The following is a 22,816-nucleotide window of genomic DNA, read 5'->3' as shown; positions in this document are numbered from 1 at the left end:
CTAATCTTAACACGAAACCTTTTTGAAAGCAGGTGAATTTGATGACAGAACTTGAACAACAATTAATGGAACAAAATAAGGCACTTCTGGAACAAGTTCGCCAACTAACTGAACAAATTCAGTACCTAAATAAAAAGCTATTTGGATCTTCGAGTGAAAAGACTAAAGTAGCCGACGGCCAAATTTCATTATTTAATCCAGATAATTTTTTGAAGAGACAGAGACAACTGAAGACCAAACCGTCGAAGAAATAACCTATCGACGTAAAAAACAAAAGGGAAGGAAGGCAGAATTAATCAAGGACTTACCAATTGAGGAAATCCATTGTCAATTACATGGAGAAGACTGCTTATGTACAAATTGTGGAAACGAAATGAAACAGATAGGAAAAAAGATCATTCGTGACGAAGTTTGTTTCGTTCCAGCCCGATTATATAAAAAGCGATACATTAGCTACGCGTATGCATGTGATTGTCATGATGCATCGATCGAAGCTAAACCGATTCGTTGTGCCGAAACTCCAAAAGCTCCGATTCAAAGAAGCTTTGCCGGAGCGAGTATGTTAGCTGAAGTTTTTCATCAAAAATACGTCTTAAGTATTCCTTGTTATCGACAAGTATCAGAATGGGCACGCTATGGATTAAGTGTGAGTGATAAGACGCTCTCAAATTGGATAATCACTACCTCTTATGATTGGTTACTTCCGATTTATGAGCGATTGAGAGATGAACTAGTTCAACAGACCGTTTTACACGCAGATGAAACACCGTATCAAATTTTAAATCGAGCGGATGGAAAACCTGCCACCTCTCAATCAAGGATTTGGTTATTTAGAACCATCAAAAATGCCCAACATCCTGTAGCTTATTACCACGCTGATCTAACACGTGAACGCGCGGTGGCAACCACTATCTTAGAAGGATTTAAAGGTTATCTTCACTGTGATGGGTACTCCGGCTATAAAAATATTCCCAACGTGAAATTAGTTGGATGTTGGGCTCATGTCAGAAGAAAGTTTTTTGAGATACCTGGAAATAACGGTAAGGCAAAAAAGGCAGTCGAATACTGCGATCAAATCTTTCGTTTTGAAAAGACGATTAAAGATTTATCTCCTGAGCAACGTCAAAAACAGCGCCAACTGATCATCAAACCAGTCATCGAAGAATTTTTCAAGTGGCTCGAATCCTTCTATGTGATGAAAGGAAAACTTCAAACAGCGGTGATGTATGCCCTCAATCAAAAGGTAGAGCTTTTGCGCTTTTTAGATGATGGAAATCTTGAAGCCTCGAATAATCTAGCTGAACAAGCGATTCGCCCCATCGCGATTGGTCGTAAAAACTACCTTTTTTCAACCAGTATGAAGGGTGCGACTGCTAATGCGATGGCATACACAATCCTGGAGACAGCCAAGGCAAACAGTCTAAATCCATCCAAATATCTCACTTATCTTTTTCAAAAACTACCTAATACGGACTTCATACGAAATCCAGGCGTATTGGTGGACTTTTTGCCATGGGCGAAAACAGTCCAAGAGATTTGTCAGTAACAATATAAGATAAAAGCTACCAACTCTGTACTTTTAGTTTACAGGATTGGTAGCTATTTTTGTATCCGTGTTATTATTACGTGCTTACCGTGTTATTATTACGTGCTTACGATAAATGCCACGGAATCGGCGCACGAAAAAATAACTCAAGACCGACGCCACACTAATTAGAAGGAACGTGATTAACCTTGGATTTTCAATCCCCAGTTGCTGATAAATGACGAGTAATAATCTTAAAAATGTAACATGAATTAAATAAATCCATAAACTACTCTCTCTAAAAATTGCGTCATACTTCATTAAAAGCGGACTAGGTTTCCTTTGATCCCAGCGTCCCACCTCAATAAAGAAAAGCGTCGAAAAAAGAAGCAAGGAAAGAGAAACAGTATAATCCGTCGCCAGCCCTAAAACACGGACTCCCAGTTGTTCAATCACCAACAAGATAAAAGCGACGAGGCACCATCCTCCAACTGGTGTGTCCTTCTTCAGAAGCTCATATTTTCTAATAAGCATCCCAATCGTTAAAAAAGGAATCGCCATGATAAAGCTATTAGCCAGTCCACCAAATAAACGTTCATACAGTGCTAAAACCGAAGCGATAACAGTCCCTTGGATAAGGCCCGCATACGTTTGTGTCAGAAGAAGCAAGAGAATACATCCCACATTAACCCCTATCAATACGCGCCAATCGAACATTCTTAAAATCACGACGATAACGATGATTCCAAAAGCAACAGCCGATAAATACCATAGGTGAACATCAATGGCCGTAAACAAAAAGTTTCGCACCACATGAACGAGAGCAATCACAGGCGATTTTCCAACGAAATAAGTAGAGAAATTAATCATTAAATAAATCAATGACCACACTACATACAATTGAATCAACTTGAGGACATAGTCTCTAATTTTCGTCTTATTCATCCCATTAGCTACTTTCGGATAGAAGAAAAACCCGCTTGTTATTAAATAAAAAGGAACAGCTACTCGCCCCACAATATTGACCACGAAGAAGTCCAATCCCCAAGAGAGATTAAAAAAGGGATGGGTATGAATAGCAATCACTAAAAATGCCCCGATAAATTTCATTAAATTAAGTCGGGGATACTGATACGTCGAATTCATCCGAATCCCTCCTTAATTCTTCATCTTTAATTTTTGTTTTAAATAACAATCCGCCCATTGACTCAGCGGTACGTAAATCGCTTGAATCACATAAGATGCCCCTAAACATAGAAGGACTAACCACATATAAATAAACAATGGATATTTAGGCATAAACACTAATTTTCTAAAATACACCATGTAAAAGAACATGTGCGTCAACCACAAGTTGGTCGAATGTTTCGCAATAAATAAGAAAAATTCATTTATCCCAGTTGGTTTATCGAGTAAATTAAACACACAAATAAAAACAATCCCTGTAAACGGGGCAACAAAAAGTGTTTGCACCATACCGTGCGCCACAATCATGAATCCAATCACCAGTAAACAAATGACGTTTTTAAACGGAAAACGATCCGCCACTTTGGCTAACTGGCTATACACTCGATTTTTAGCAAACACCGCTCCAACCATAAATGGGAAGAGTGACGTTCCTAAATAAGCCAGTTGGCTCACCGCCCAATCTAACACCTCTACATCAAAGAAAAGAAGTCCCTTAAACCGTTGAAGATAGGCTAAAACGTAAAGGATGACCGACGCCCCAACCACGACACCACTTGGAAGTTTTAATGTAAGACGGTTGAGGAATGGGCTTAGGAGGACTAAAAAGATATAGGTTGTTAGGAACCACCAAGCCCCGTTGTAATATTCTGTATCTAACCCTAGGAAGGCGAGGAGCACGACTTTCGGGTTTCCAAGCATGAAATCAACTTTATTAAAAATAAATCCAAGAATAATGACAAAGATGACAAAAATCACCCAATAGTTAAGGTATAACTTCGCGAGACGAATGATGTTTCGCTTGTGATACCCCTCGTTATTTTTTTGATAGCCAATCATTAGGCCATAACCTGAACAGAAACAGTAGATGGCTACACAGCAGTCCCCAAATAAGGCAAAATAATAAATGAGAGGGACACCTTTGATAAGAATCCAGGGCTGAAATAATCCCTCGTAGGCTTTATTACAAAACAAATGTAACAATAACATAAAGAGAATAGCGATGCCTTTCGTCATCGCTATTTGTTTTTTCGTTAATTCCAATTCATGCACCTACCTTTGCTTCGAATTTTTTGTATTTCGATAAATATAAACCAAAACTCCCATGGTTGTCAGGCAACTCACCCATACTGTTACTTGGGCAAGGCGTGTTCCTGCATAGGCAATCGTAAAGGTTCCTTCTGTTTGACCATTCAATTGAACACGAACCAATCCTTCCTCACTCTTCACGAGAGTAAGTGACGGATCATCAATTTGATATCCTTTATAATAAACCAGTGGTAAATCCAAATAAGCTGATGAAGAGGCCCCGTGATATTTCACCGATAAGGTTAACCCTTTTCTTGAAAATGTCACTTGGAGCTGGTCGTCGTTTGACATAATGACCTCACCTCTTTCAGAAATTTCGGTTGGATTTGCACCCAGCGGTAAATATTCGCCTAACCCGATGCTATAGGTTGAAAGGTCCACAGGTTGGATTAGACCCGTCACACGTGTATGATACAAATAAGAGGCATACTGACCACCTACGTTTAATAGATAAGGAACCATTAATAACCCGACGATTAGACCATAAAATCTCACTCTTTTTTTCATTGAGGTCATCGTCCTCATGGCATAGATTCCCCCTAATATACTTAAAAAGACGGTAATCGTTAAAAAGAGTCGCCAACTAAATTGGATCATCGCCAATGGCGATAACACGCGAAGGACTAATTTCCATGGGAAGAATGGCGTCACTGCCCAAATACTTAATAAAGCGAATAAAAACAGTTGATCCGTTAACTGATTGATTTGAAAACAACCATTTCGTTTGTTGAATCTTAATAATAACACCATGACAAAGACGATTCCAATCCCCGCTATTCCGTCATGTTTTCCATATGGAAGGGCTAAAAACACTTCAATAAGCGAACGTGTCGATCCCGCCACGTCTGCTGTTACCGTTTCAGTTGTTAAAACAAATTGATCTGACATCATTTGTTCAAGCATCGGAAATAGGAAATAACTAACCATTCCAATCGTTACAACGGTTGCCAATATTAAATATCCAAACCGTGATTTCTCTTTAAAAAATTGCTTTACGCCGAAGCAGACAAAGAGAAACGTAAATCCAACCATTAAGGCGAAGCTAATGTTATGCGTTAAGAAACATCCCGCAAACCCGATACTTAGCCAATACCAACGCTTCGGATTTCTATAAATGACTTCATATAGTCCAACCACAATGAGAGGGATAAAAATAAACGCGCAAACTTCCGCTAATGCTCCACGAATGAAAATATCAATCACCCGATAGCTAGATAACGTGCAGAGCGTGACCGCAACTAAACTCGCATAACGCGAGTTAACTAATGTTTGAACACAAAAATAAACGGTCGCCATCGTTGCGACAGTCACCAAAACAAGAAAAAGTTTATAAGCTAAAACAACATTCATTCCCAAACAAACGAGTAGCGCTGGAATGTACAGGAGTAAATCCCCGTAGAAAAGTCCATTGGCATACCCGTAATTATTTAAATAGCCGAGATAAACTCGAGGAATTTCTCCTAATTTAAAAGACTCCGCCAGACTCGAAATTCTTGACAGTTGAAACGATAAGTCGTGGGCGTGAGGGATATCTGGAATGAGTAACACCCCTAAATTTAAAATTAACAGTCCCCCTAATAGAAATAAAATCAAACGAGATTTAGAACAACGATTCATCCATTCCATCAAACGTTGCTCTAATCGTAAATACTGCTTTTTCATCTTCTCCTCCTACTCTCTTCATCATCTATCATGAACTATATTTTTTGAAGACAGGTATCTTACTCAAAATCATTCGTTTCACAAGATTATTCCAAATATACTGAAACGCATCTGTTTGATAAAAGACGATCGCATAAATCAAACTTGGGACGATGACCGTAACCATCCCCTTGAAGATAATCGATAGGAATAAAGATGGAAGCGTGATCCATTGGCAAATAACAGATGAAAGATATCCCGCTCCAATCATTAATCCAACCTTCATCAAATAATCTAAATAATAACGAAACACCGGTTGATGAAAATAATGGTGGAATAAAATACGCGGTTGATTCCAAAAAGAAACAAGTAAATAACTCACCGTTGTTCCTAAGAAAACACCTGCAAGCCCTAATTTTTGCACGAACACAATCGATAAAAATAAATTTAAAAGACCTTCAATTAAATACGCATACTTATCCTGAGCAAACAACCCGGCCTTACTTTTAAAAGTCTTTAACGTCTGGTGAACCCCCATTAAATAAAAGTTCAATAAAATAATCATAAACGTCACCTTATCAAGTAAGAACCCTTCTCCAAGCCATAAATCAATAAACGGCTCTAACACATTAAAAAGAGCAATCGTACACACCGAATAAACCCAAAAGGTAATCAGTTGCGTCATATTATAAATCGCATACGTCTTTTCCTTTGACTCCGTTGCAATTAAATTTCCAACACTATTTCCAATCCCATTAATAATCGGATTTAAAATATTACTCAACTGCGAAATAATCATGGCATAATTTGAATAAAACCCAACCGTAATGACATTAATAAACGCCGTGATAACTAAATTATCCGTCCCATTAATCGCATAATATCCAATGTTTTGAATAAACATCGCCTTCACATTCGTGATAATATTCGCTTTTACCTCAGGCTCAATTTCGCATTTTTCCTTCATCAAAAGATAAGGATACATCTTTTTCACAAGATAAACACTATAACTATTTTGAATAATATATAAAGCCAACTCAATCGCTAAGAATAAGACATAGTTCTTCGTCGCAAGCAAAATAATAATTTTAACAACCATGCTTAATACTTGAAAGTATAAATTATACTTCGCTAAAATATATCCCTTTTGATCAGCATTAATCAAAGCTGTTTTATCTGCAATTAAATAAGAAGCCAAACATTTAGCAACAAAAATCCAATACACGAGCCCTAAATACGGAATCTCCGTTTCAGACTTAATCAAAACATCTAAGAATGGAAACAATGCTAAACAAATAAGAAAGATGATAGCGGCCAAAAACAAATAAGCTTTTTTATACAGACGGATTAGCGCCGTCACTAATTTCTGATTATTTTCAGCCAACGGTTTATATAAATTGTAGACAATACTAATCCCAATACCGCCCTCTAATAAAACCATCGCTGTTAACACATTCGTTAAAACCCCATTCACTCCGAGATATTCTGTTCCAAGGCTATCAATAAAGATTCGCCTTGAAACAAATCCCAACAGGGTAATAATAATTTGGGTCGTAATCCCAATTGTTATATTTTTAATGGAGTGACTTGTTCTCATGATCGACCCGTTCCCTTCTCAATTAATTGATAAAAATACGCAATTTCTTCAACGTTACCTTTTTTCTCCTGGTTCAGGTAATCAACAATCGCGTGGTAAAGGTCAGGTTCTTTCAATAAACGTTCAATGCCATCTGCAACGCCTACTCCATCCATCGTCGTTACCAATCCGTTCTTCTCATGCACCATTTGATTAAATACGGCATCAAACTTTGTCGTCACGACTGGCTTGTTTAACATCCTAGCTTCGGCAATGGCTAACCCGTATCCTTCAAATTTTGAAGTTTGAACATAAATATCACATTGTTTAATCATTGGATAAGGATTAGCAGTAATTCCAAGCAAAATAAATTCTTTTTCTAGCCCGTACTTTTGAATCGTTTGCTTGATTTCATCATACAGTCCCCCTTTTCCGAGGACATACCAAGTAAACAAAATCCCTCTTTCCTTAAGTAGGCGAGCAGCTTCTAAAGCAATATCATATCCTTTTTGATGATTCAAACGCCCGATCGTTAACAACTTTAAGTGTGGCACATCTAACTTAAATTCTGGTTCTAATTCAGACATCCGCTTAATCATCTGATAATCATTGATGTCATAAATAATTGTCATTCGATCTTTAAACATTGGAAAGCTTTCTAAGAAAATTTCTTCTGCTGATTCCGAGACAGCTACAATTCGCTCATACGCTTGATAGTATTTTTCTTGGAATAACCGGTCTTCTTCCCCTAGCGTATAAGAAACATTGACCCAAGCATATTTTTTCGCCGCTCGCGTCTTATCTGCCACATAAAAAGTTGGAATTCCTTGAGCGTAACTAATTGCGACATCATACACCTTCTCATTTTTCTCGATAACTGAACCGATGCTTTGCCAATATAAACGAGCCATTTGGGCATTGGTTAAGTGTCCTTTACGAATGAATAACGAGTATCTTAATCGGGCAACAATCATTTTAAATTGGGTAAGATTTCTACAGTTTAGAATCATCTGCTTCAGGCTTTGGTTAGAATAATTCGTATACGAAAGGGGCGGTAAAAAATTCACTTCCTTAGGAACTAATTCATCTAATGTCCATCCATAGGCGAACAACTGTAAATCTACTTCATACTGCTCATAATCAAGTTGAGACAATAACGTAATTAAGCTTTTTTCAGCTCCTGCACACGGCAAGGAATCAATCACAAATAATAATTTTTTCTTCATCGTTAATCGTTCCCCTGCCCTATAAATTTTGATAATGCCTCAAATTGACGGTTTGCATCGAATTTGGTTTGTTCGATATTTGCTTTATTATTAAAGGCACTCCTTAACGTCTGTTCATCATGCATTTGCTCTAGACCGTCCATCTCAATTAATAGGTGATCGAGTTTTAAGTCTTTAAGCATCTGAGTTGTTTTAGAGCTATAAATTACAGGCATAATCCCGACATTTAATAATAAAGAAATAATATTGGCGTGGAAGCGAGCCGCTACACACATTTGGAAGGTTGACATGAGTAAAATAAGTGCCTCAATATCTCCCGTATACTCATAGGTCTTGACGTGGGATTTAACTGAATTAGGAAGTCGTTCTAATAGTTTATGAAGAACTCCCGTATCTCCTTCATTGGCGCAAAAAGAGAGTAACCAGCATTCATATCCCTCTTTTGTGAGTTGTTCTATCGTTTGCATCGTCGATTGTAAGTAGGCCTCTTCGCGGTCGGCTAATCCTTCTTTATGGTGAACGTCGATGACTGAAAAGCCAACGCGTTTAAGCGGCGTTTTTACAGTATAGTTTTCAAGATCTAAACTAAAAATCACGTCAGGGGCTAGGCGAACGTTAGGCATGCCTTGGAAAATTTGATACGAGGCTTGATCGCGAAAACACACATCTGTGCATAACTCATAAAAGCGACGATAATCCTCTACAAACTTTTGCGTTTTAACTGGACCGAAGTTGGCCCCTATAATATAGACAGGTTTATTTAGTGCTTTAAACGCTTGAACCATTTTTAAACGGTCTGCGTACAAGGCTTCGTGAAAGGATTCTTCACGAAAGATAGATCCGCCGATAAAGACTAACGCATCTTGCTCCTTAGCAATCGATTGATAGTCCGTCAACGTATCTTTAATTTTTAATCGCTGCATGACCTTGTGAACAGAGGTATACGTGCGACGTTTAACATTTGGGTATCTTTTTAAAAACTCATCGTAATTTTCCCCGACATAGTTAACAGTAAACTGTGAATGGGGAAATCTTTTAGCTAATATATCGAGGAACAAATCATCCCCAAAATTAAATGAGAGATAAACATCTACAAATATCTTCTTCATACCCTACTCCTTTTCTTAATCCATAATTTGATACGACGCAATTGTAAAGTCACATAAAAACTAACTACAGCACGTCTTAATTGTCTATGTTTTAAATAATACCCGCCTCGATCTAAAACCCCCCTCATCGGTTCATAATTCGTAAAATATTGTCGTACATTCGCATCCATTAATAAAGCGTCTAATTGCGCACAACACTTTTTTAACCCCACTTTATTGACATTCGCCGACTCATTTGAAGCAATGGAAAGCGTCAACGAAATCATTCGGTTCGATAAAATAACGTCTATTTTTTCCTGAGTCCATCCTAACCTTCCTAACAAGTCGCGCATTTTTTCAATGACCACGTGGTTGTTTTCAAGATACGGAAGCGTCACCTTTGATGTAATACTCCCTTCATTTAATCGGTTGTATTCATAAAGACATTCCTCAATCGCGCCAAAGTGAGAGGCATATTGGGCATAATCCAAATTAAATAGTAAATCTTCACACATATAAACTTGCGGATTTAACTGCAACTGGTGCTCCATGATAATCGAACGTCGGTAAACTTTTCCCCAAAGCGTTCCCCCTACTCCTCTTAAAACACCTTCAACAAATTCATCGGTTGTGAGTGAATGGCTTGAGCGATAAAAATCATTTAAAGCGACGCGTCCATATGGACTGATTTCAATATAACCGCACGTCACTACATCATTTTTGATGGCGAGTTCCATCAATTTTTCAAGGTACTCGCTCGGAATATAATCATCCGCATCAATAAAGCAGACAAACTCACCCGTAGCTTTTGTTAATCCATAATTTCTCGCTGAAGAGGGTCCACTATTGACCTGATTATAATATTGAACGCGGGAATCACGAGCGCAAAACTCTTTTAAAATAGACTCACTTCCGTCGGTTGACCCATCATTAATTAAAATAAGTTCGAAGTCTGAATACGTTTGATTCAACACACCTTCAATACATTTTGCTAAATATTCTTTCGCATTATAGACTGGAATAATGATGCTCACTTGTACTTGATTCATTTCATCCTCCACCTATCTAAATAAAGCATATAATTTTTCTAATTCGTCCGCATTACCGTAATTCGTTTGCTCGCAACCTTTAACTAACGTTTCTCGCAATGGGACATCTAAATATAACTTTTCTATCCCTTGAGCAATTCCCTCAATTGATTTTTCGGTAATCCATCCATCAAATCCATCTTTCAACTGACTTTTTGCTGTTTCATAATTAGTGATTAAAACGGGCTTATGTAAAATTTGTGCCTCCGTTACAGTCACGGCTTTCCCCTCATATCGAGACGGTTGCACGTATAAATCACACGCCTTAATATACGGATAAGGATTCATTTGTTTGCCGAGTAAAATAAAGCTATCCTCTAATCCATTTTCTGCAATTAAATCTCTTAACATCGGCTCGTCACCACCATATCCAACCACATACCACTTAATATTCGTATACCCTTTATCGTGAAGAATTCGAAGCGCCTTAATCGCATGATCATATCCTTTTGGGTAACATAATCTTCCCACTGAAAGAAGGTTGAAGTTATTCTGGTCGAATGGAAGAGACGCTTCCTCTAACGACATCGCTTGAATAAACGAAGGAGAAATAATATTTTCAATCATGATAATCTTATTTGATAACGTTGGGTATTGCTTTAAAAAAGATTTCGTCACGTGGTCTGAAATGGAAATGATGTAATCATATTGCGACCAAACTTTTGTATCCATCTCTACGTCTGTTTCCATCGTCGAATAATCCGTATGAATCCACGCAATTTTTGTTTTAGCCTTTACCTTATTTGCGACGAAATAATGCGGCCACAAATAACTAATCGCCACATCATATTCCTTTTCAACCGGTTTAAGAAACGGAAGGCACTTTTCCCAAATCAATTGCATTTGGTAAATACCTGATTCTTTAAATTGATGTTTACGACCATATCGTTTCGCGGCAAAATTAGCATAGAGTCGCGCAACAGCTAATGAAAAATATCGATTTAAAAGGACCTCTTTAATTCCCTGTCTAAACGTCTTATACTGCGGATTTTCTGGTAATAAATGCGGCTCCGATGGTAACAGTGTCATGAAATCCCCGGTATGGCTATAGATGAGTAAATCGACTTCATGATCTGTATAATTAAAATGGCTCAATAATCCGATAAGACTTCGCTCAACGCCTCCTATTTCCATATCAAATGATGTAATCAGTACTTTTTTCATTCGCTTTCCTCCTATAATACTTTCGCGAGAAGCGCTAATTTTCGCTGACGTTTCCTAAAAGACTCATATTGCGATAGCCCTAACTGTGCGAGTGTTTCAACATGTTGATGCTTAATCGCAGTTAAGTAGTCTGCTGAAAAATACTTATTCGCATCTGCATTCATCGTTGCCTCCACAATAGCAGGATGCTCACAGTAACGTTTAATCATCCCTGCCTTCTCCTGATCGGTCATTGGACTCGCCCAAAGGTTCTGTAACGATAATTTAAACGAATTAAGAAGCATGATACTAATCCCACCTAGATGCTTACTCAAACTATCCTGATAGTAGTGTTCAATCACTTCTTTTTGAATACAGTACCCCTCCGTTATATCGTGAAAATGATGGGGCATATATCGCGACGTATTTCCGCCTGCTCGGTAATAATAGAGGGGATCATCGATGATTTTAATTGAGTTTGCTTTTAAGAAGACTTCTAAATTCAAGTATAGATCGTCCCCTAAAAACTTAAGGCGTTGAACATATTGACCACTTTTCTTGAGAAGTTCACTTTTAAAGAGTTTCGCATATAGCGTAGCCGGAAACGGGTGTCCGTGAAAGAAGGCTTCGACAATTTGAGTACGGATCGCGTCACCCTTCACGGTTGTATTTTCTTTAAAATAGTGACTCTCATTTTTTCGTTTTAATAGCGCGCGATCACTAAGAACGCGATAGCAATTACAAACAACGATATCTGGATCGTCCGCTACCTGTCCCATTAATCGTTCTACCATACATGGATGCACCCAATCATCGGCATCGACAAACATGATATATTTCCCCGTCGCTTCATCTATTCCACGTTGGCGAGTAGCAATTGATCCTTCATTTTTTTTATTAATTAAAAGAATGCGAGAATCCTTCTGTAAGAATTGCTCGCAAATTTTTTGACTTCTATCCGTTGATCCATCATTGACAAGAATAATTTCTAACTCACGATAGGTTTGATGGATTAATGACTTTAAACACTTTTTTAATTTATCTTGGGCATTATAAATTGGAACGACGATACTAACTTTATCCATTGAATTATTTTCCCCCTAACTTCTGATCTTTAAGTTGTCTAAGCCTCGCTAGACGTTGCCCGCCAATGACTTTCACAACCCCTTTCTTAATTCCCGATTTAACCCGGGTCGAAAGTGGAAGCCAGCTTTTGTGGAAGTGATGGATGGCATACGTCTTTGGCGTTGCCTTCGAATAGCAATTAATATAATCGTATGGAGAAAAATACTCTTGAGGATATAGCGTCATCACTCCCTCAATTTTTTGATACGCCCCATTTAATTGAATCCCTTTATTTTGAAGGATCTCTGTCACAACTGTGACATTCGTAAATTTCTTTACTTCGCCTTCCTTATTAATTAACTCGACTGTATCATAAAAGGCTAAAAACTCCTGGATTAATGAATTAAATGGCTTGGCTCCAATTAAACTCGTTGCAATAAAGTTTTTCTCCTCAAATCCCCAAAAAGAGTCCTCATTTAGAAATGGATTTAAACTTTGATAAATCTCCGTATCCGTATCTAAATAAATTCCGCCCTGATGATAAAGCGCATAAACCCGTACATAGTCACTAACAAAGGCATAATTCCCTATCTCATAAGCGGCTTTTGTAAAAGGATGCGCCTCTATATCAAAGTTTTCTTCATTCCATTCGATAATTTCATAATCTGTTAGATGGGTTTTCCAACTATTAATACACTTTTGAACAATCGCCGGTTTTTCTGCTCCACCAAACCAACAATAATGAATCACCTTAGGAATCGATGCCACACTCTCTTTCATCTCATAATCACCTCTTTATTCTTAAAATAAGTTTAAATAATTGGATTCGTAAACTAATCCTGTCTGCTCAACTAACATAAAAATTAAGTAGCAGACTAATAATAAATAATAAAGTACTCTTCGCTCTTTTTCTCTTGGTAAGACCGACACGATGAGGGGAAGAAGCACAAAATTATACGGTTGAAAATAATAAGAAAAACGGGCAAAGATCCAATTCTTTAATGATACCGTCATGACTAACGCATTAAATAAAGACATATTGACAAAAATATCACTCTCGCTCCATTTCTCCTTAATTTCGCGACGAAGCATAAACGCAAGTCCGACGGGTACATAGTTAATCACGGTACGAATTAAGCTCGATCCCCCCCAGTTATTTTCCATAAAATACTCTTCGTAATATCCATACTGTGTATTTTGAAGGACATCAAATACAAAAGGTAGCATCGTATCAAAGGCGATAACAAAGCCAAACACCATTAATGAGATGAGCATTAACCGTTTTGACCACGGTTTTAATCGCGCTAAAAAATAAACAGGAATCATGACTAACGCTGATTGATGGAATGTTGAAACCACTAAAACCACAATTAAATATAAGAGGAATTTCCCCTTTGTAATAAGATGCGTAAAGGAAAATAAAATCGCAGCTGATAGGGCCTGGCGGATTCCATTCATTGTCGTTAGAAAGTATCCACTTGTAACATAAAGATACACTTGAAGCTCATAATAACTATACTTTCGATAGCGTGCCAAAGTCACTAGATTACAGACCGCAATAATAATTGCTGTAAATAAAATCAAGAGTTGCGGATCTGGGGACAGGTAAGTTAAAAATAAACTCATCGTATTAAAGCCAACATCCTGACTAAATTCCATGGACTGATTATTAGCTAAAACGGTGTAACTTTGCATGTAAGTTTCAGTATCTCCAATATTACTTCTAAAACCTGAGATTAAACAAAAAGCCACAATAACGATTCCGATCGTTGTTAAAGCCAAGCCCTTATTTTTATTTTCGACTTGACGGGCCATAAAAAGAAGAAGATATGAAATCAATACTAATATTAAACAAACGACCATTTCCTATCCCCTCCCCTATTTTGCCCTTTTAATGACGTATAAATAAAGTAAACATCCAAATGGGAAGGCTAATAGTGTTAATCCTTTTAAAGGCGATTTTCTTAAAAATGTTTTATCTTTCGCAATTAAACTACTCGACACATAATGAACGCATGCTTTAAATTTAAATCCGAGGGAAGCACGCGGGTTTTTCATATCTTCCATTCGGATAAACGCAAATCCTCGTGGGTTTTTCACATATTGTTTAAACATGTTTAACGACGATCCATCTTCCATATATTCAACCACACAGACAATTTCATTTAATGTCACTAGTTCATATTCCTCGTCGAGTTTGGCATATTTATACCCAAGTCCTACGTATTTTTCTCCCTCAAAAATCGGATACGGGTTCTTTTTCATTAAATCTGTACGATAAATGAGTTTTTTATCGCCACGTAATTGGTATTTATGATAAAGGTCCCAGTAAGTTGATTGTTTAACATTATCAGGAAATCTATCTCCTAAAACTTCTATGTCGCTATATCCATCAAGTGCTGCAATTCCAGCAAGTTTTGGATTTTTATTTTTTTGCCAACACTCAATGATTTTTTCAATCGCCCAATCTGTTAAGTAGTCATCTGAATCGATACAAACGTTTAATTCAGTCTCCATCAATTCGTAAGCCGTGTTATGGGCCCCGTGCATTCCTTGGTTTTGTTGGTAGTGGTATTGAATTGGAATTTCATTTTGTTCAATCCACGTGCTCACTAGTTCTTTCGTATGATCGGTTGAGCCATCATCGATAATTAACCAAACGAAATCTTTTGATGTTTGACGCTTTAAACTTTCGTAGCATTTGTGTAGCGTATAGGCACGATTGTACGCGGGTGTGAATACTGTTAAAGTTGCCATTTTATTTTCCCCTTTTTATCCTTTATAAAATTCTAAATAAAATTTGAGTAGTTCCGCTGAACTTTGATTACTGCTGTACCCCTTTTGAGTTAGGATATCAGTATAATCTTTTTTATCATAATTAAGGGATAGAATTTTTTCTGCCCATTGGCTTGCGCCCTCATTTAAATCGATGAATTCAACCTCGCCACATAGGTTTGCTTCTGAGGTCACCCCTGTCGATGTCACACATTTTAAACCTGAGGCTTGTGCTTCTACTAAGACAACAGGAAGTCCTTCAAATAAAGAGGGAAATAGAAAGAGGTCCATCGCCTGCATGAGGGATTTGATATCCTTTCGTAATCCAAGGAAACGAACTTTGTTCTCAAGCCCCATTTCTTTTACCTTCTCTTTTATCTTATCCTCTAGGTATCCCTCTCCAACTAATAAAAGTACTGCTTTATCACATCGTTTTTGAATTTCATTAAATACCTCAATTAAAAAGTCATGATTCTTCTGAGGGTTAAATCTTCCCACGTGACCAATTACAAATTCATCCGTCAAATTCAGATTGCGTCGTGTTTCCTCGCGAATTAACGGGTTCATTTTAAAATCGTCTAAATCTACGGCGTTCGGTAAAACTTTAATTTGGGATTTCTCTACCATTCCGCCAAATAACCATTGACCCGCCTGATCAGAACACGCATAGTAATAATTCGCATTGGGTTTGAGATATCTTCTGCCATACCATCTAAACGGATACTTATAATCTAACTTTAAGTCAGCTAAATGGCTATGTGCAATTCGACAGGGCACTCCGTATTTTTTAGCTGCTCGTAACGCAAATCCACTATTTTCATTAATATGGGCATGAACGACACGATACTCTTGATGTTTGGAAAAGAAATCATCAAGTTCTTTAAAATATTTTTTATAATGACCCGGACGAATACTACTTAATCGATATATTTTACCGCCTAATTCTTCAATTTCGTCATCGTAATCTCCGCGCTCCTGACGATGAACTAAGAAATCAAATTGATAGAGACCTTTGTCTAATTTACGATAATAGTTCATAAGCATTGTTTCAAGTCCACCGCGGTTCATTGCAGTCACCACTTGTAATATTCTGATTGGTTCCATCCCTATTCTCCTTATCTTCTTAAAACTCTACTTGCACGCTTGTTCGCTTATTATAATAAACTGTGTTGGCTTCGACATGACCTTTGACAATACTTCCAGCCGCGATAACTGCGTTGTCCCCAATCGTCGTTCCGCGTAAAATCACCGTATTCGCACCAATCCAAACGTTTTTTCCAATTCTCACTGGCGTTTTAATTAAGTGTTGATCACCTTCATGCTTATAATTATGATCATGGTCATTAATACACACATTCGGTGCAATTTTTGTATACTCACCGATATAAACTTCTTCCACGCAATTTATATTACAGTTATCATTAATAAAAACATATTCGCCAAGCGTTAGCTTCCCAGAAAAATCTACCCGAAAGCGACAGTTTCTTCTGATGTATACAAATTTACCGATGTTGACCTGAGCCCTTTTATTAAAAATTTCAAATCGGCTCTTTGATTCCATCGTAAATAGCTGGGCATTCATATTTTTTAAGTAAACCCATTTGCACCATCTTGCACGCATCATTCCTTTTAATTGGGCTATATTCATTAGCAAGGAGAAATATAGTCCTCGGTCAGATGCCTGCTTTTTAATCGTTGTTATTACCTTTTTTATCATCTTCTTCACCCTATATTCGTTTTCTTAAAAAATCGATTCCTAAAATAATTAGGAAAGACGGTAACGCCAATTTTCTTTTATTACATGAATAAAACATTCGCCAATGAGGAGGAAAGGCTTCTGGCAAAAACTCTTCATACGCGGCGGCTATTTCTTCATCGTGAAGAATTTCTTTCCAACGCGAAATCTTTTTGCTAAATCTTTCTTTATCCCCATCAAAACTTTCATTTAATCCAAGCCCTAATAAGGATAAACATTTTCTATTTCGTAACGCCTCCGCATATGCCTCATCCTTATTATTCATTTTGATTTGATGTTCCATTTTAGAAAATAGTGTTTTCCACTGTGTCATTAAATGTGGATTATGTCTCGATGTAATTGAATTCGCATTTTCTTTCCAATAATGGTAAAGTGGCTGGTTAATAAACACGACTTTCTTTAAATATTCAAACGCTTGAATATTGAATAAACCATCTTCGTTTGAACCAATCATCTTTAAATCAGTAAACTGAAGATTCTGTTGTTGAATAATCTCCGCCTTATATAGCTTTGCCCAAACGGTTCCAAGGGCATCTAATGTCTCTGGACTTCCTAGTTCACTATTAATCGGACCAAAAAGACGTCTTTGTAAGTGCCCCACTTCTTCCCCTTCATATACGACGCGATCAGGTAAATTAAATACTTTCTCTTTGGAACGATTAGAAAATTCTCGCACATAACCACACATTACTAAATCGCTATTTGAATCAACTGCTTCCTCAATTAAAACCTCTACTGTGTTGGGAGAAAGCCAGTCATCGCTATCTACAAACATGACATAATGTCCTGTTATCTTTTTGAGGGCCTGATTGCGTGAATCTGAAACTCCTGTATTCCTTTTATCAATTAATTGAATCCGATTATCTTGGCGTTTGTATTCTCTTATGATTTCTAAACTTCGATCCATTGACCCATCATTGACGCAAATAATTTCAATCAAAGGATACGTCTGGTTTAACAGACTTTCAAGGCAACGGCTTAAATACCCCTCCGCATTATAGACAGGAACAATCAAACTCACTAACCTACTCATCTATGGCCCCCCCCCACAATACTTCCATCTGTTTTAAAACGGTATCCATACTAAACTCCTTTATCGCCTCATAAGAGGCCGCCCCCATAGTCTCAATTAACTGGGAATTGCGAACAAAATTTTCAATATAATTCGCGGTTTGTAACGCATCATTAATAGGAACTAGATAACCTGTTTTTTCATGGATAATCAAATCTCGATTTCCACGGATATTCGTTCCAATCACAGGCTTCTTACAACACATCAATTCCATGACGCTGCGGGGCAACCCCTCGCGATAAGAAAGTAAGACCCCAATATCTGAAACCGCAATAACCTCTTTCACGTTTTGGGTAAACCCGAGTAAGCGAATATTCGATTCCAAGCCTTTTTCCTTAATTACTTCACGAACTTGATCAAATAGAACACCTTCTCCAGCACATAGAACCTTGACCGAAATATTGCGTTGCTTTAGTAAATGAACAGCCTCAATGATTTGACGGTGATTTTTATTTTCATTTACTTCTGCAATCATCGCAATTACGAAATCCTCTGGTTTAAGATCGTATTTTGCTCTTAATACATTTCTGTCTAAATCCTCCACACCGTATGTTTCAAAATCAATTCCTACCCCATTTACCTTAAATACCTTCTTAATAGGAAATCGTAATGCACGTTCGTAGTCTTCCCCGTTAATTGTAATTAACATATCCGTAAGGGGGGCCATTAGACGTTCAATCGGATAATACAATAGCCACCCTAGTTTGCTTCCTCCCTTATGGAAGTGAAAACCATGCGCCGTATAAATTGACGTTAAATTTTTAAATTTCAATTTTAACAAACGCCCATATAGCCCCGCAATTGGAGTATGAACATGGATATAGTCGTAATTCTCCTCAGCCTGAATCTTTTGTAACTTTTGAAAAGCCTGGTAATTATTTAAACCTAATGGATTCCGGCTAAAGGGAACATTATACACCTTGACGCCACTTTCAATTAACGTGGGATCTATTTCTTTATCAACAAAACACGCGCAATCAACCTTAATTCCTTGATTCATTAAAAACTGAATATGTGGAACTAAAAAAGCATTGATTGTTCGACTTAGCGTTGTAATATAAAGTACCTTTTGCATTGTCTCTCCCCTTTTTATTTAAAAGTAAAAAAGTAGGTATTATTAAAAGTAAAACTCTTAAAGCAACCTACTCTTAGTCATATGATTATTAAAAAGTTTATTTATTACTCATCATTGGTCGCTGATTATCAAAACCTTAAATGCTTAAGAAAATATAGGTTGTGTGTTACTTCCCAAATCTTTTCTTTTTAGTAGGTTCCTCTTCAGCATAAGCATAATATTGATATCCGTTAGTATTTGGCACCATGGTCATGACAGCACCTAATAAATTTGCATTAACATTAACTAAACTTTCCTTAGCTCTTAATACTGCCTCTGTCTGAGATTTACCGGAAGCAACAACTAGTATAACACCATCAAGTTTAGCCGATATTAAAGCGGCATCCGTTACTAAGCCTACAGGTGGCGTATCTAGAATTACTAGGTCAAATTCACCTTTTACTACTTCTAAAAAATGATCCATTGCCTTCGAGCGAATCAGCTCAACCGGGTTTGGCGGAATCGGGCCTGATGGTAATAAATACATCCCCTCTTTTACTAATTTAATCGATTCAGAAAGGGAGGCCTTACCTGTTAACACACTCGTTAACCCTGCCAAATTAGAAACATTAAAAATCTTATTTAATCGAGGTTTTCTTAAATCACAATCCACTAATAATACCCTTTTTCCTGTATCAGCATAGGTAACAGCTAAATTAGAGGCCGTAGTACTTTTTCCCTCTGAGGGTGCCGAACTCGTCACAGCAATGGTTTTAATTTGATGGTCAACAGAGGAATATTCAATATTAGTTAAGAGCGATCGATAGGCTTCTGTCGTCGGTGATTTAGGATTAATTAATGAAATAATTTCACTATTTTTAATTGTTGTCTTCATATCTATCCCCTATTTCCTTTCATATACGCTTTTAATTCAGGTTCCACATCTGGAATAGCCCCTAAGAGTGGAATTTCAATTTCTCTTTCAATATCCTTCGGAAGTTTAAGCGTCGTATCCAACACTTCTCGTACTAGTATAATCCCTACGACAACAACAAGTCCGACTATCGCACCAATCATAACGACCTTTAATAGCCCCATTCCTGTCATATCTTGGGGCATCATTGCCGGATCGAGGACTTGTAAATTAATATCACTCATCATACTCTGAATCATCTTTGTAAATTCCTTCGCTGTTGTATTAGCGATAAGGGCTGCTAACGTTGCGTCTGAGTGATTAACATTAATTCGAATAACCGAACCACCATTATTAGAAACCGTTATCTCTCCTAAATCTTCGATTGATAACTCTTCTTTAACTTCATTTTGTAAAGTTTGGCTATCAATAACTTCGGAAAATGTCATTAAAACGTTATTACTTACGTTATAATCACTACTTGTTGTTCCATTTTTGATTTCACCTTCTTCCAATTCAATCGTATTCGACGTCACTAGAAGGCTTGTTTGCGCAGTAAACATAGGTTTATACGTCATATAACGTACACAACCAAATGCTATTGCCATTCCTATAATAGACATTAAAATCCAGAGACGATATTTTTTTAGCAATTCAATATACTCCTGAACTGCTAATTCTTTACCAGTTTGCGACATTTTCTCTCTCCTCCCACTTTTTCTTCACAATATCTCTCATTTTACACTATATACATACAAAACTCAATGTCCTTAAATTAAATTTCGACAATTAAAGTTGTCAATAATCCACTATAAAAGGCGATATACCCTAACTCGGCATATCGCCTATATCGACTATCATTCCAGATTAAAAGAGGTTACTTCATTTTTAAGGTAAGAACGCTAATTTCCGGTGCATTAAACCATCTTTTTTGCATCCATTTAAATTTAGCACTTGCCCCAAGGCCTCCGGTAATGTGTTGGGCATAGTTTTCGAACGTTTGCACGCCTATAATTTGAGTCTGATCTTTAACCCATTCAATTCCATCTGCAGTTGGAACAATTAAGGCCCCGTATCCAGGAATACGTACTTGTCCTCCGTGATAATGTCCGAATAAGAGAAGTTTATACCCTAAATCATTTGAAAATGGAACATGACCTAACCCAATGACCACGTCGCCTCGATACTCCTCAGGAACTGGTTGATAAAAATCATACTTTTGAAACACTAGGCGTTGGCCCTGTCGTTCAACAATATAAGGGGTATCCATCACCTCAAGCCCATATTCTCGAATCGCCTTAAAATCGTTGTCATCATCAATGTTTCCTTGGGAAAAAAGAATCGGACGCTCATCGCGTATCCCATCAATTAACTCAAAAAAAGGTTGCAAGGTTGGATTATGACGATCAACCATATCCCCAGTTATTGCTACTAAATCATAATCTAATCCTTTTATGACATTGACTAATTGCTCTTGCTGCTTACCAAACCGCTCACCGTGTAAATCCGCAAAATGAAGAATCTTATACCCATCGAACGCTTCAGGTAACCCTTCTATTTCAATCGTTTCATTCTTCACGATAACCCTCGAGTTGAGCCACTCATTATATCCATAAATCAAAACAGCCAACACTATAAAAATCGAAACACCTAATCTTTTTTTATGTAAAACCTTCAACTTTCTCCCTACTCTCCCCGATTATTTAGAATATCCTTTGATGAAGCGATACACCTTATTATAAATTTTATTGATTGACTTATAGTAATACCCATCGACCACTACTAAATACCCCTGGTCATCACGTTGAATATCTAGATGATGCATCCCATCCTGATTCCATGTGTGAGGAGTTTCTGAGGCACCAAATACGTCTCTTAATTGCACTTCTGAATAGGAAGTTGTCGTTAACTGAGTGATTTCAAATGCGATGAGTCGTCTTCCATAATTCTTACTGCCATCTTGCGCAAATCGAATTAATCTTCCATTCTCTTGATACACGCGTCCTCCTGGTCGAGAAATCATCGGATTATTTGTGATAATCGGATTTAGATGATGCTCTTGCCACTCTCCTAATAAATCCTCGGCATAAAAAAGATACATGCTATTAGGCTGTGGCGATACCCCCATCGCCATCATCCACCATTTATCCTCATAATAAAACAAACTCGCATCATAGAACTGACCCTTTTTTAGTTCCTTCACAAACGTCCACTCAGTTGGAAAATGAGTTGCCTCATACAATTTAATATTTCCATCTGCTCCCCCTTCTGGGACCATATAAATCTTATCCTTTACTTTAAAAATATACGGATATGATAAATGATAGTCTGTTTGTAAAACAACTTGCCCATACTTCCACGTCACGCCATCCTCACTATACGAGTAAGCGATAACGCCCTTTCGACTCTCCTCAGGTAGGACTTCGTAAAACACATACCATCCCCCTTCGTGTTGAATAAGAAAGGGATCGGCCACAAAAATAGCGTTGCAATCCTTCACATCTTGCGCCGTGATTGTCGGTTTCATCTGATTGACGTCAAATTGGTCTCCATCAATATATTTATTAATACTAATACTCCACATGTCCTGTTTAAAAAATAACTTTTCTAACACGCTCTC

22 protein-coding genes are annotated in these 22,816 nt (G+C 37.4%); 2 read left to right on the top strand and 20 right to left on the bottom strand.

Annotation, left to right across the window (positions count from 1 at the left end):
• The first annotated feature begins 41 nt into the window (after window positions 1-41).
• Both VXM77_RS02490 and VXM77_RS02485 read left to right on the top strand, forming a co-directional pair.
• Window positions 42-254, top strand: a complete 213-nt coding sequence (locus VXM77_RS02490; protein ID WP_338505928.1) for a hypothetical protein — start codon at window positions 42-44, stop codon at window positions 252-254.
• Window positions 251-1,546 (top strand): IS66 family transposase, encoded by a 1,296-nt coding sequence (locus tag VXM77_RS02485; RefSeq protein WP_338507421.1) that lies wholly within the window; start codon window positions 251-253, stop codon window positions 1,544-1,546. The genes VXM77_RS02490 and VXM77_RS02485 overlap by 4 nt, the downstream gene beginning before the upstream one ends.
• 84 nt (window positions 1,547-1,630) lie before the next feature.
• Here the strand turns inward: VXM77_RS02485 and VXM77_RS02480 are convergent, their stop codons facing one another.
• From VXM77_RS02480 to VXM77_RS02385, 20 genes are all read right to left on the bottom strand, one after another.
• Window positions 1,631-2,671, bottom strand: a complete 1,041-nt coding sequence (locus VXM77_RS02480; RefSeq protein ID WP_338506898.1) for an acyltransferase — start codon at window positions 2,669-2,671, stop codon at window positions 1,631-1,633.
• Window positions 2,672-2,683: 12 nt separating this feature from the next.
• Complete coding sequence (locus VXM77_RS02475; RefSeq protein ID WP_338506895.1) at window positions 2,684-3,754, bottom strand: acyltransferase family protein; 1,071 nt, start codon at window positions 3,752-3,754, stop codon at window positions 2,684-2,686.
• A 9-nt stretch (window positions 3,755-3,763) separates the two neighbouring features.
• A complete protein-coding gene (locus VXM77_RS02470; protein WP_338506892.1) occupies window positions 3,764-5,461 on the bottom strand; it encodes a hypothetical protein in 1,698 nt (565 codons plus the stop codon).
• Between the two features lie 28 nt (window positions 5,462-5,489).
• The gene (locus VXM77_RS02465) at window positions 5,490-7,037 is read right to left on the bottom strand and encodes an oligosaccharide flippase family protein (RefSeq protein ID WP_338506891.1); all 1,548 of its coding nucleotides are present in this window, start codon (window positions 7,035-7,037) and stop codon (window positions 5,490-5,492) included.
• On the bottom strand, window positions 7,034-8,242 hold the full coding sequence (locus VXM77_RS02460) for a glycosyltransferase (protein WP_338506889.1): 1,209 nt from the start codon (window positions 8,240-8,242) through the stop codon (window positions 7,034-7,036). Before VXM77_RS02460 ends, VXM77_RS02465 begins: the two co-directional genes overlap by 4 nt.
• A gap of 2 nt (window positions 8,243-8,244) precedes the next feature.
• A complete protein-coding gene (locus VXM77_RS02455) occupies window positions 8,245-9,351 on the bottom strand; it encodes a polysaccharide pyruvyl transferase family protein (RefSeq protein WP_338506886.1) in 1,107 nt (368 codons plus the stop codon).
• On the bottom strand, window positions 9,348-10,379 hold the full coding sequence (locus VXM77_RS02450) for a glycosyltransferase family 2 protein (RefSeq protein ID WP_338506883.1): 1,032 nt from the start codon (window positions 10,377-10,379) through the stop codon (window positions 9,348-9,350). Before VXM77_RS02450 ends, VXM77_RS02455 begins: the two co-directional genes overlap by 4 nt.
• 12 nt (window positions 10,380-10,391) lie before the next feature.
• The gene (locus VXM77_RS02445; protein WP_338506881.1) at window positions 10,392-11,582 is read right to left on the bottom strand and encodes a glycosyltransferase; all 1,191 of its coding nucleotides are present in this window, start codon (window positions 11,580-11,582) and stop codon (window positions 10,392-10,394) included.
• Window positions 11,583-11,593: 11 nt separating this feature from the next.
• Window positions 11,594-12,646, bottom strand: a complete 1,053-nt coding sequence (locus VXM77_RS02440; protein ID WP_161831089.1) for a glycosyltransferase family 2 protein — start codon at window positions 12,644-12,646, stop codon at window positions 11,594-11,596.
• A gap of 4 nt (window positions 12,647-12,650) precedes the next feature.
• Window positions 12,651-13,406 (bottom strand): glycosyltransferase, encoded by a 756-nt coding sequence (locus tag VXM77_RS02435; RefSeq protein ID WP_161831088.1) that lies wholly within the window; start codon window positions 13,404-13,406, stop codon window positions 12,651-12,653.
• A 21-nt stretch (window positions 13,407-13,427) separates the two neighbouring features.
• Entirely contained in the window at window positions 13,428-14,489 is a 1,062-nt protein-coding gene (locus VXM77_RS02430) for an EpsG family protein (protein WP_161831087.1), read from the bottom strand.
• A gap of 15 nt (window positions 14,490-14,504) precedes the next feature.
• Window positions 14,505-15,383 (bottom strand): glycosyltransferase family 2 protein, encoded by an 879-nt coding sequence (locus VXM77_RS02425; protein ID WP_338506876.1) that lies wholly within the window; start codon window positions 15,381-15,383, stop codon window positions 14,505-14,507.
• A 15-nt stretch (window positions 15,384-15,398) separates the two neighbouring features.
• A complete protein-coding gene (locus VXM77_RS02420; protein WP_161831085.1) occupies window positions 15,399-16,505 on the bottom strand; it encodes a glycosyltransferase family 1 protein in 1,107 nt (368 codons plus the stop codon).
• Window positions 16,506-16,524: 19 nt separating this feature from the next.
• Window positions 16,525-17,118, bottom strand: coding sequence for an acyltransferase (locus tag VXM77_RS02415; RefSeq protein WP_304940769.1), 594 nt, complete (start codon window positions 17,116-17,118; stop codon window positions 16,525-16,527).
• 10 nt (window positions 17,119-17,128) lie between these two features.
• Window positions 17,129-18,190 carry a glycosyltransferase gene (locus VXM77_RS02410; RefSeq protein ID WP_161831084.1) on the bottom strand — a complete coding sequence of 354 codons (1,062 nt, stop codon included), beginning with the start codon at window positions 18,188-18,190 and terminating at the stop codon, window positions 17,129-17,131.
• The gene (locus VXM77_RS02405; RefSeq protein WP_338506867.1) at window positions 18,183-19,304 is read right to left on the bottom strand and encodes a glycosyltransferase family 4 protein; all 1,122 of its coding nucleotides are present in this window, start codon (window positions 19,302-19,304) and stop codon (window positions 18,183-18,185) included. Before VXM77_RS02405 ends, VXM77_RS02410 begins: the two co-directional genes overlap by 8 nt.
• Before the next feature lie 166 nt (window positions 19,305-19,470).
• A complete protein-coding gene (locus VXM77_RS02400; RefSeq protein ID WP_161831082.1) occupies window positions 19,471-20,178 on the bottom strand; it encodes a CpsD/CapB family tyrosine-protein kinase in 708 nt (235 codons plus the stop codon).
• A gap of 2 nt (window positions 20,179-20,180) precedes the next feature.
• Complete coding sequence (locus VXM77_RS02395; protein ID WP_161831081.1) at window positions 20,181-20,894, bottom strand: Wzz/FepE/Etk N-terminal domain-containing protein; 714 nt, start codon at window positions 20,892-20,894, stop codon at window positions 20,181-20,183.
• 179 nt (window positions 20,895-21,073) lie between these two features.
• Window positions 21,074-21,874 (bottom strand): metallophosphoesterase, encoded by an 801-nt coding sequence (locus VXM77_RS02390; protein WP_161831080.1) that lies wholly within the window; start codon window positions 21,872-21,874, stop codon window positions 21,074-21,076.
• Between the two features lie 21 nt (window positions 21,875-21,895).
• Window positions 21,896-22,810 (bottom strand): hypothetical protein, encoded by a 915-nt coding sequence (locus VXM77_RS02385; protein WP_161831079.1) that lies wholly within the window; start codon window positions 22,808-22,810, stop codon window positions 21,896-21,898.
• Window positions 22,811-22,816 lie beyond the last annotated feature (6 nt).

The sequence above is a fragment of the Turicibacter sp. KK003 genome, assembly GCF_037014675.1.
Lineage (GTDB): Bacteria > Bacillota_I > Bacilli_A > MOL361 > Turicibacteraceae > Turicibacter > Turicibacter faecis.
The sequence above is the reverse complement of the archived record's forward strand: the minus strand, read 5'-3'. Positions and strand labels throughout refer to the sequence as shown.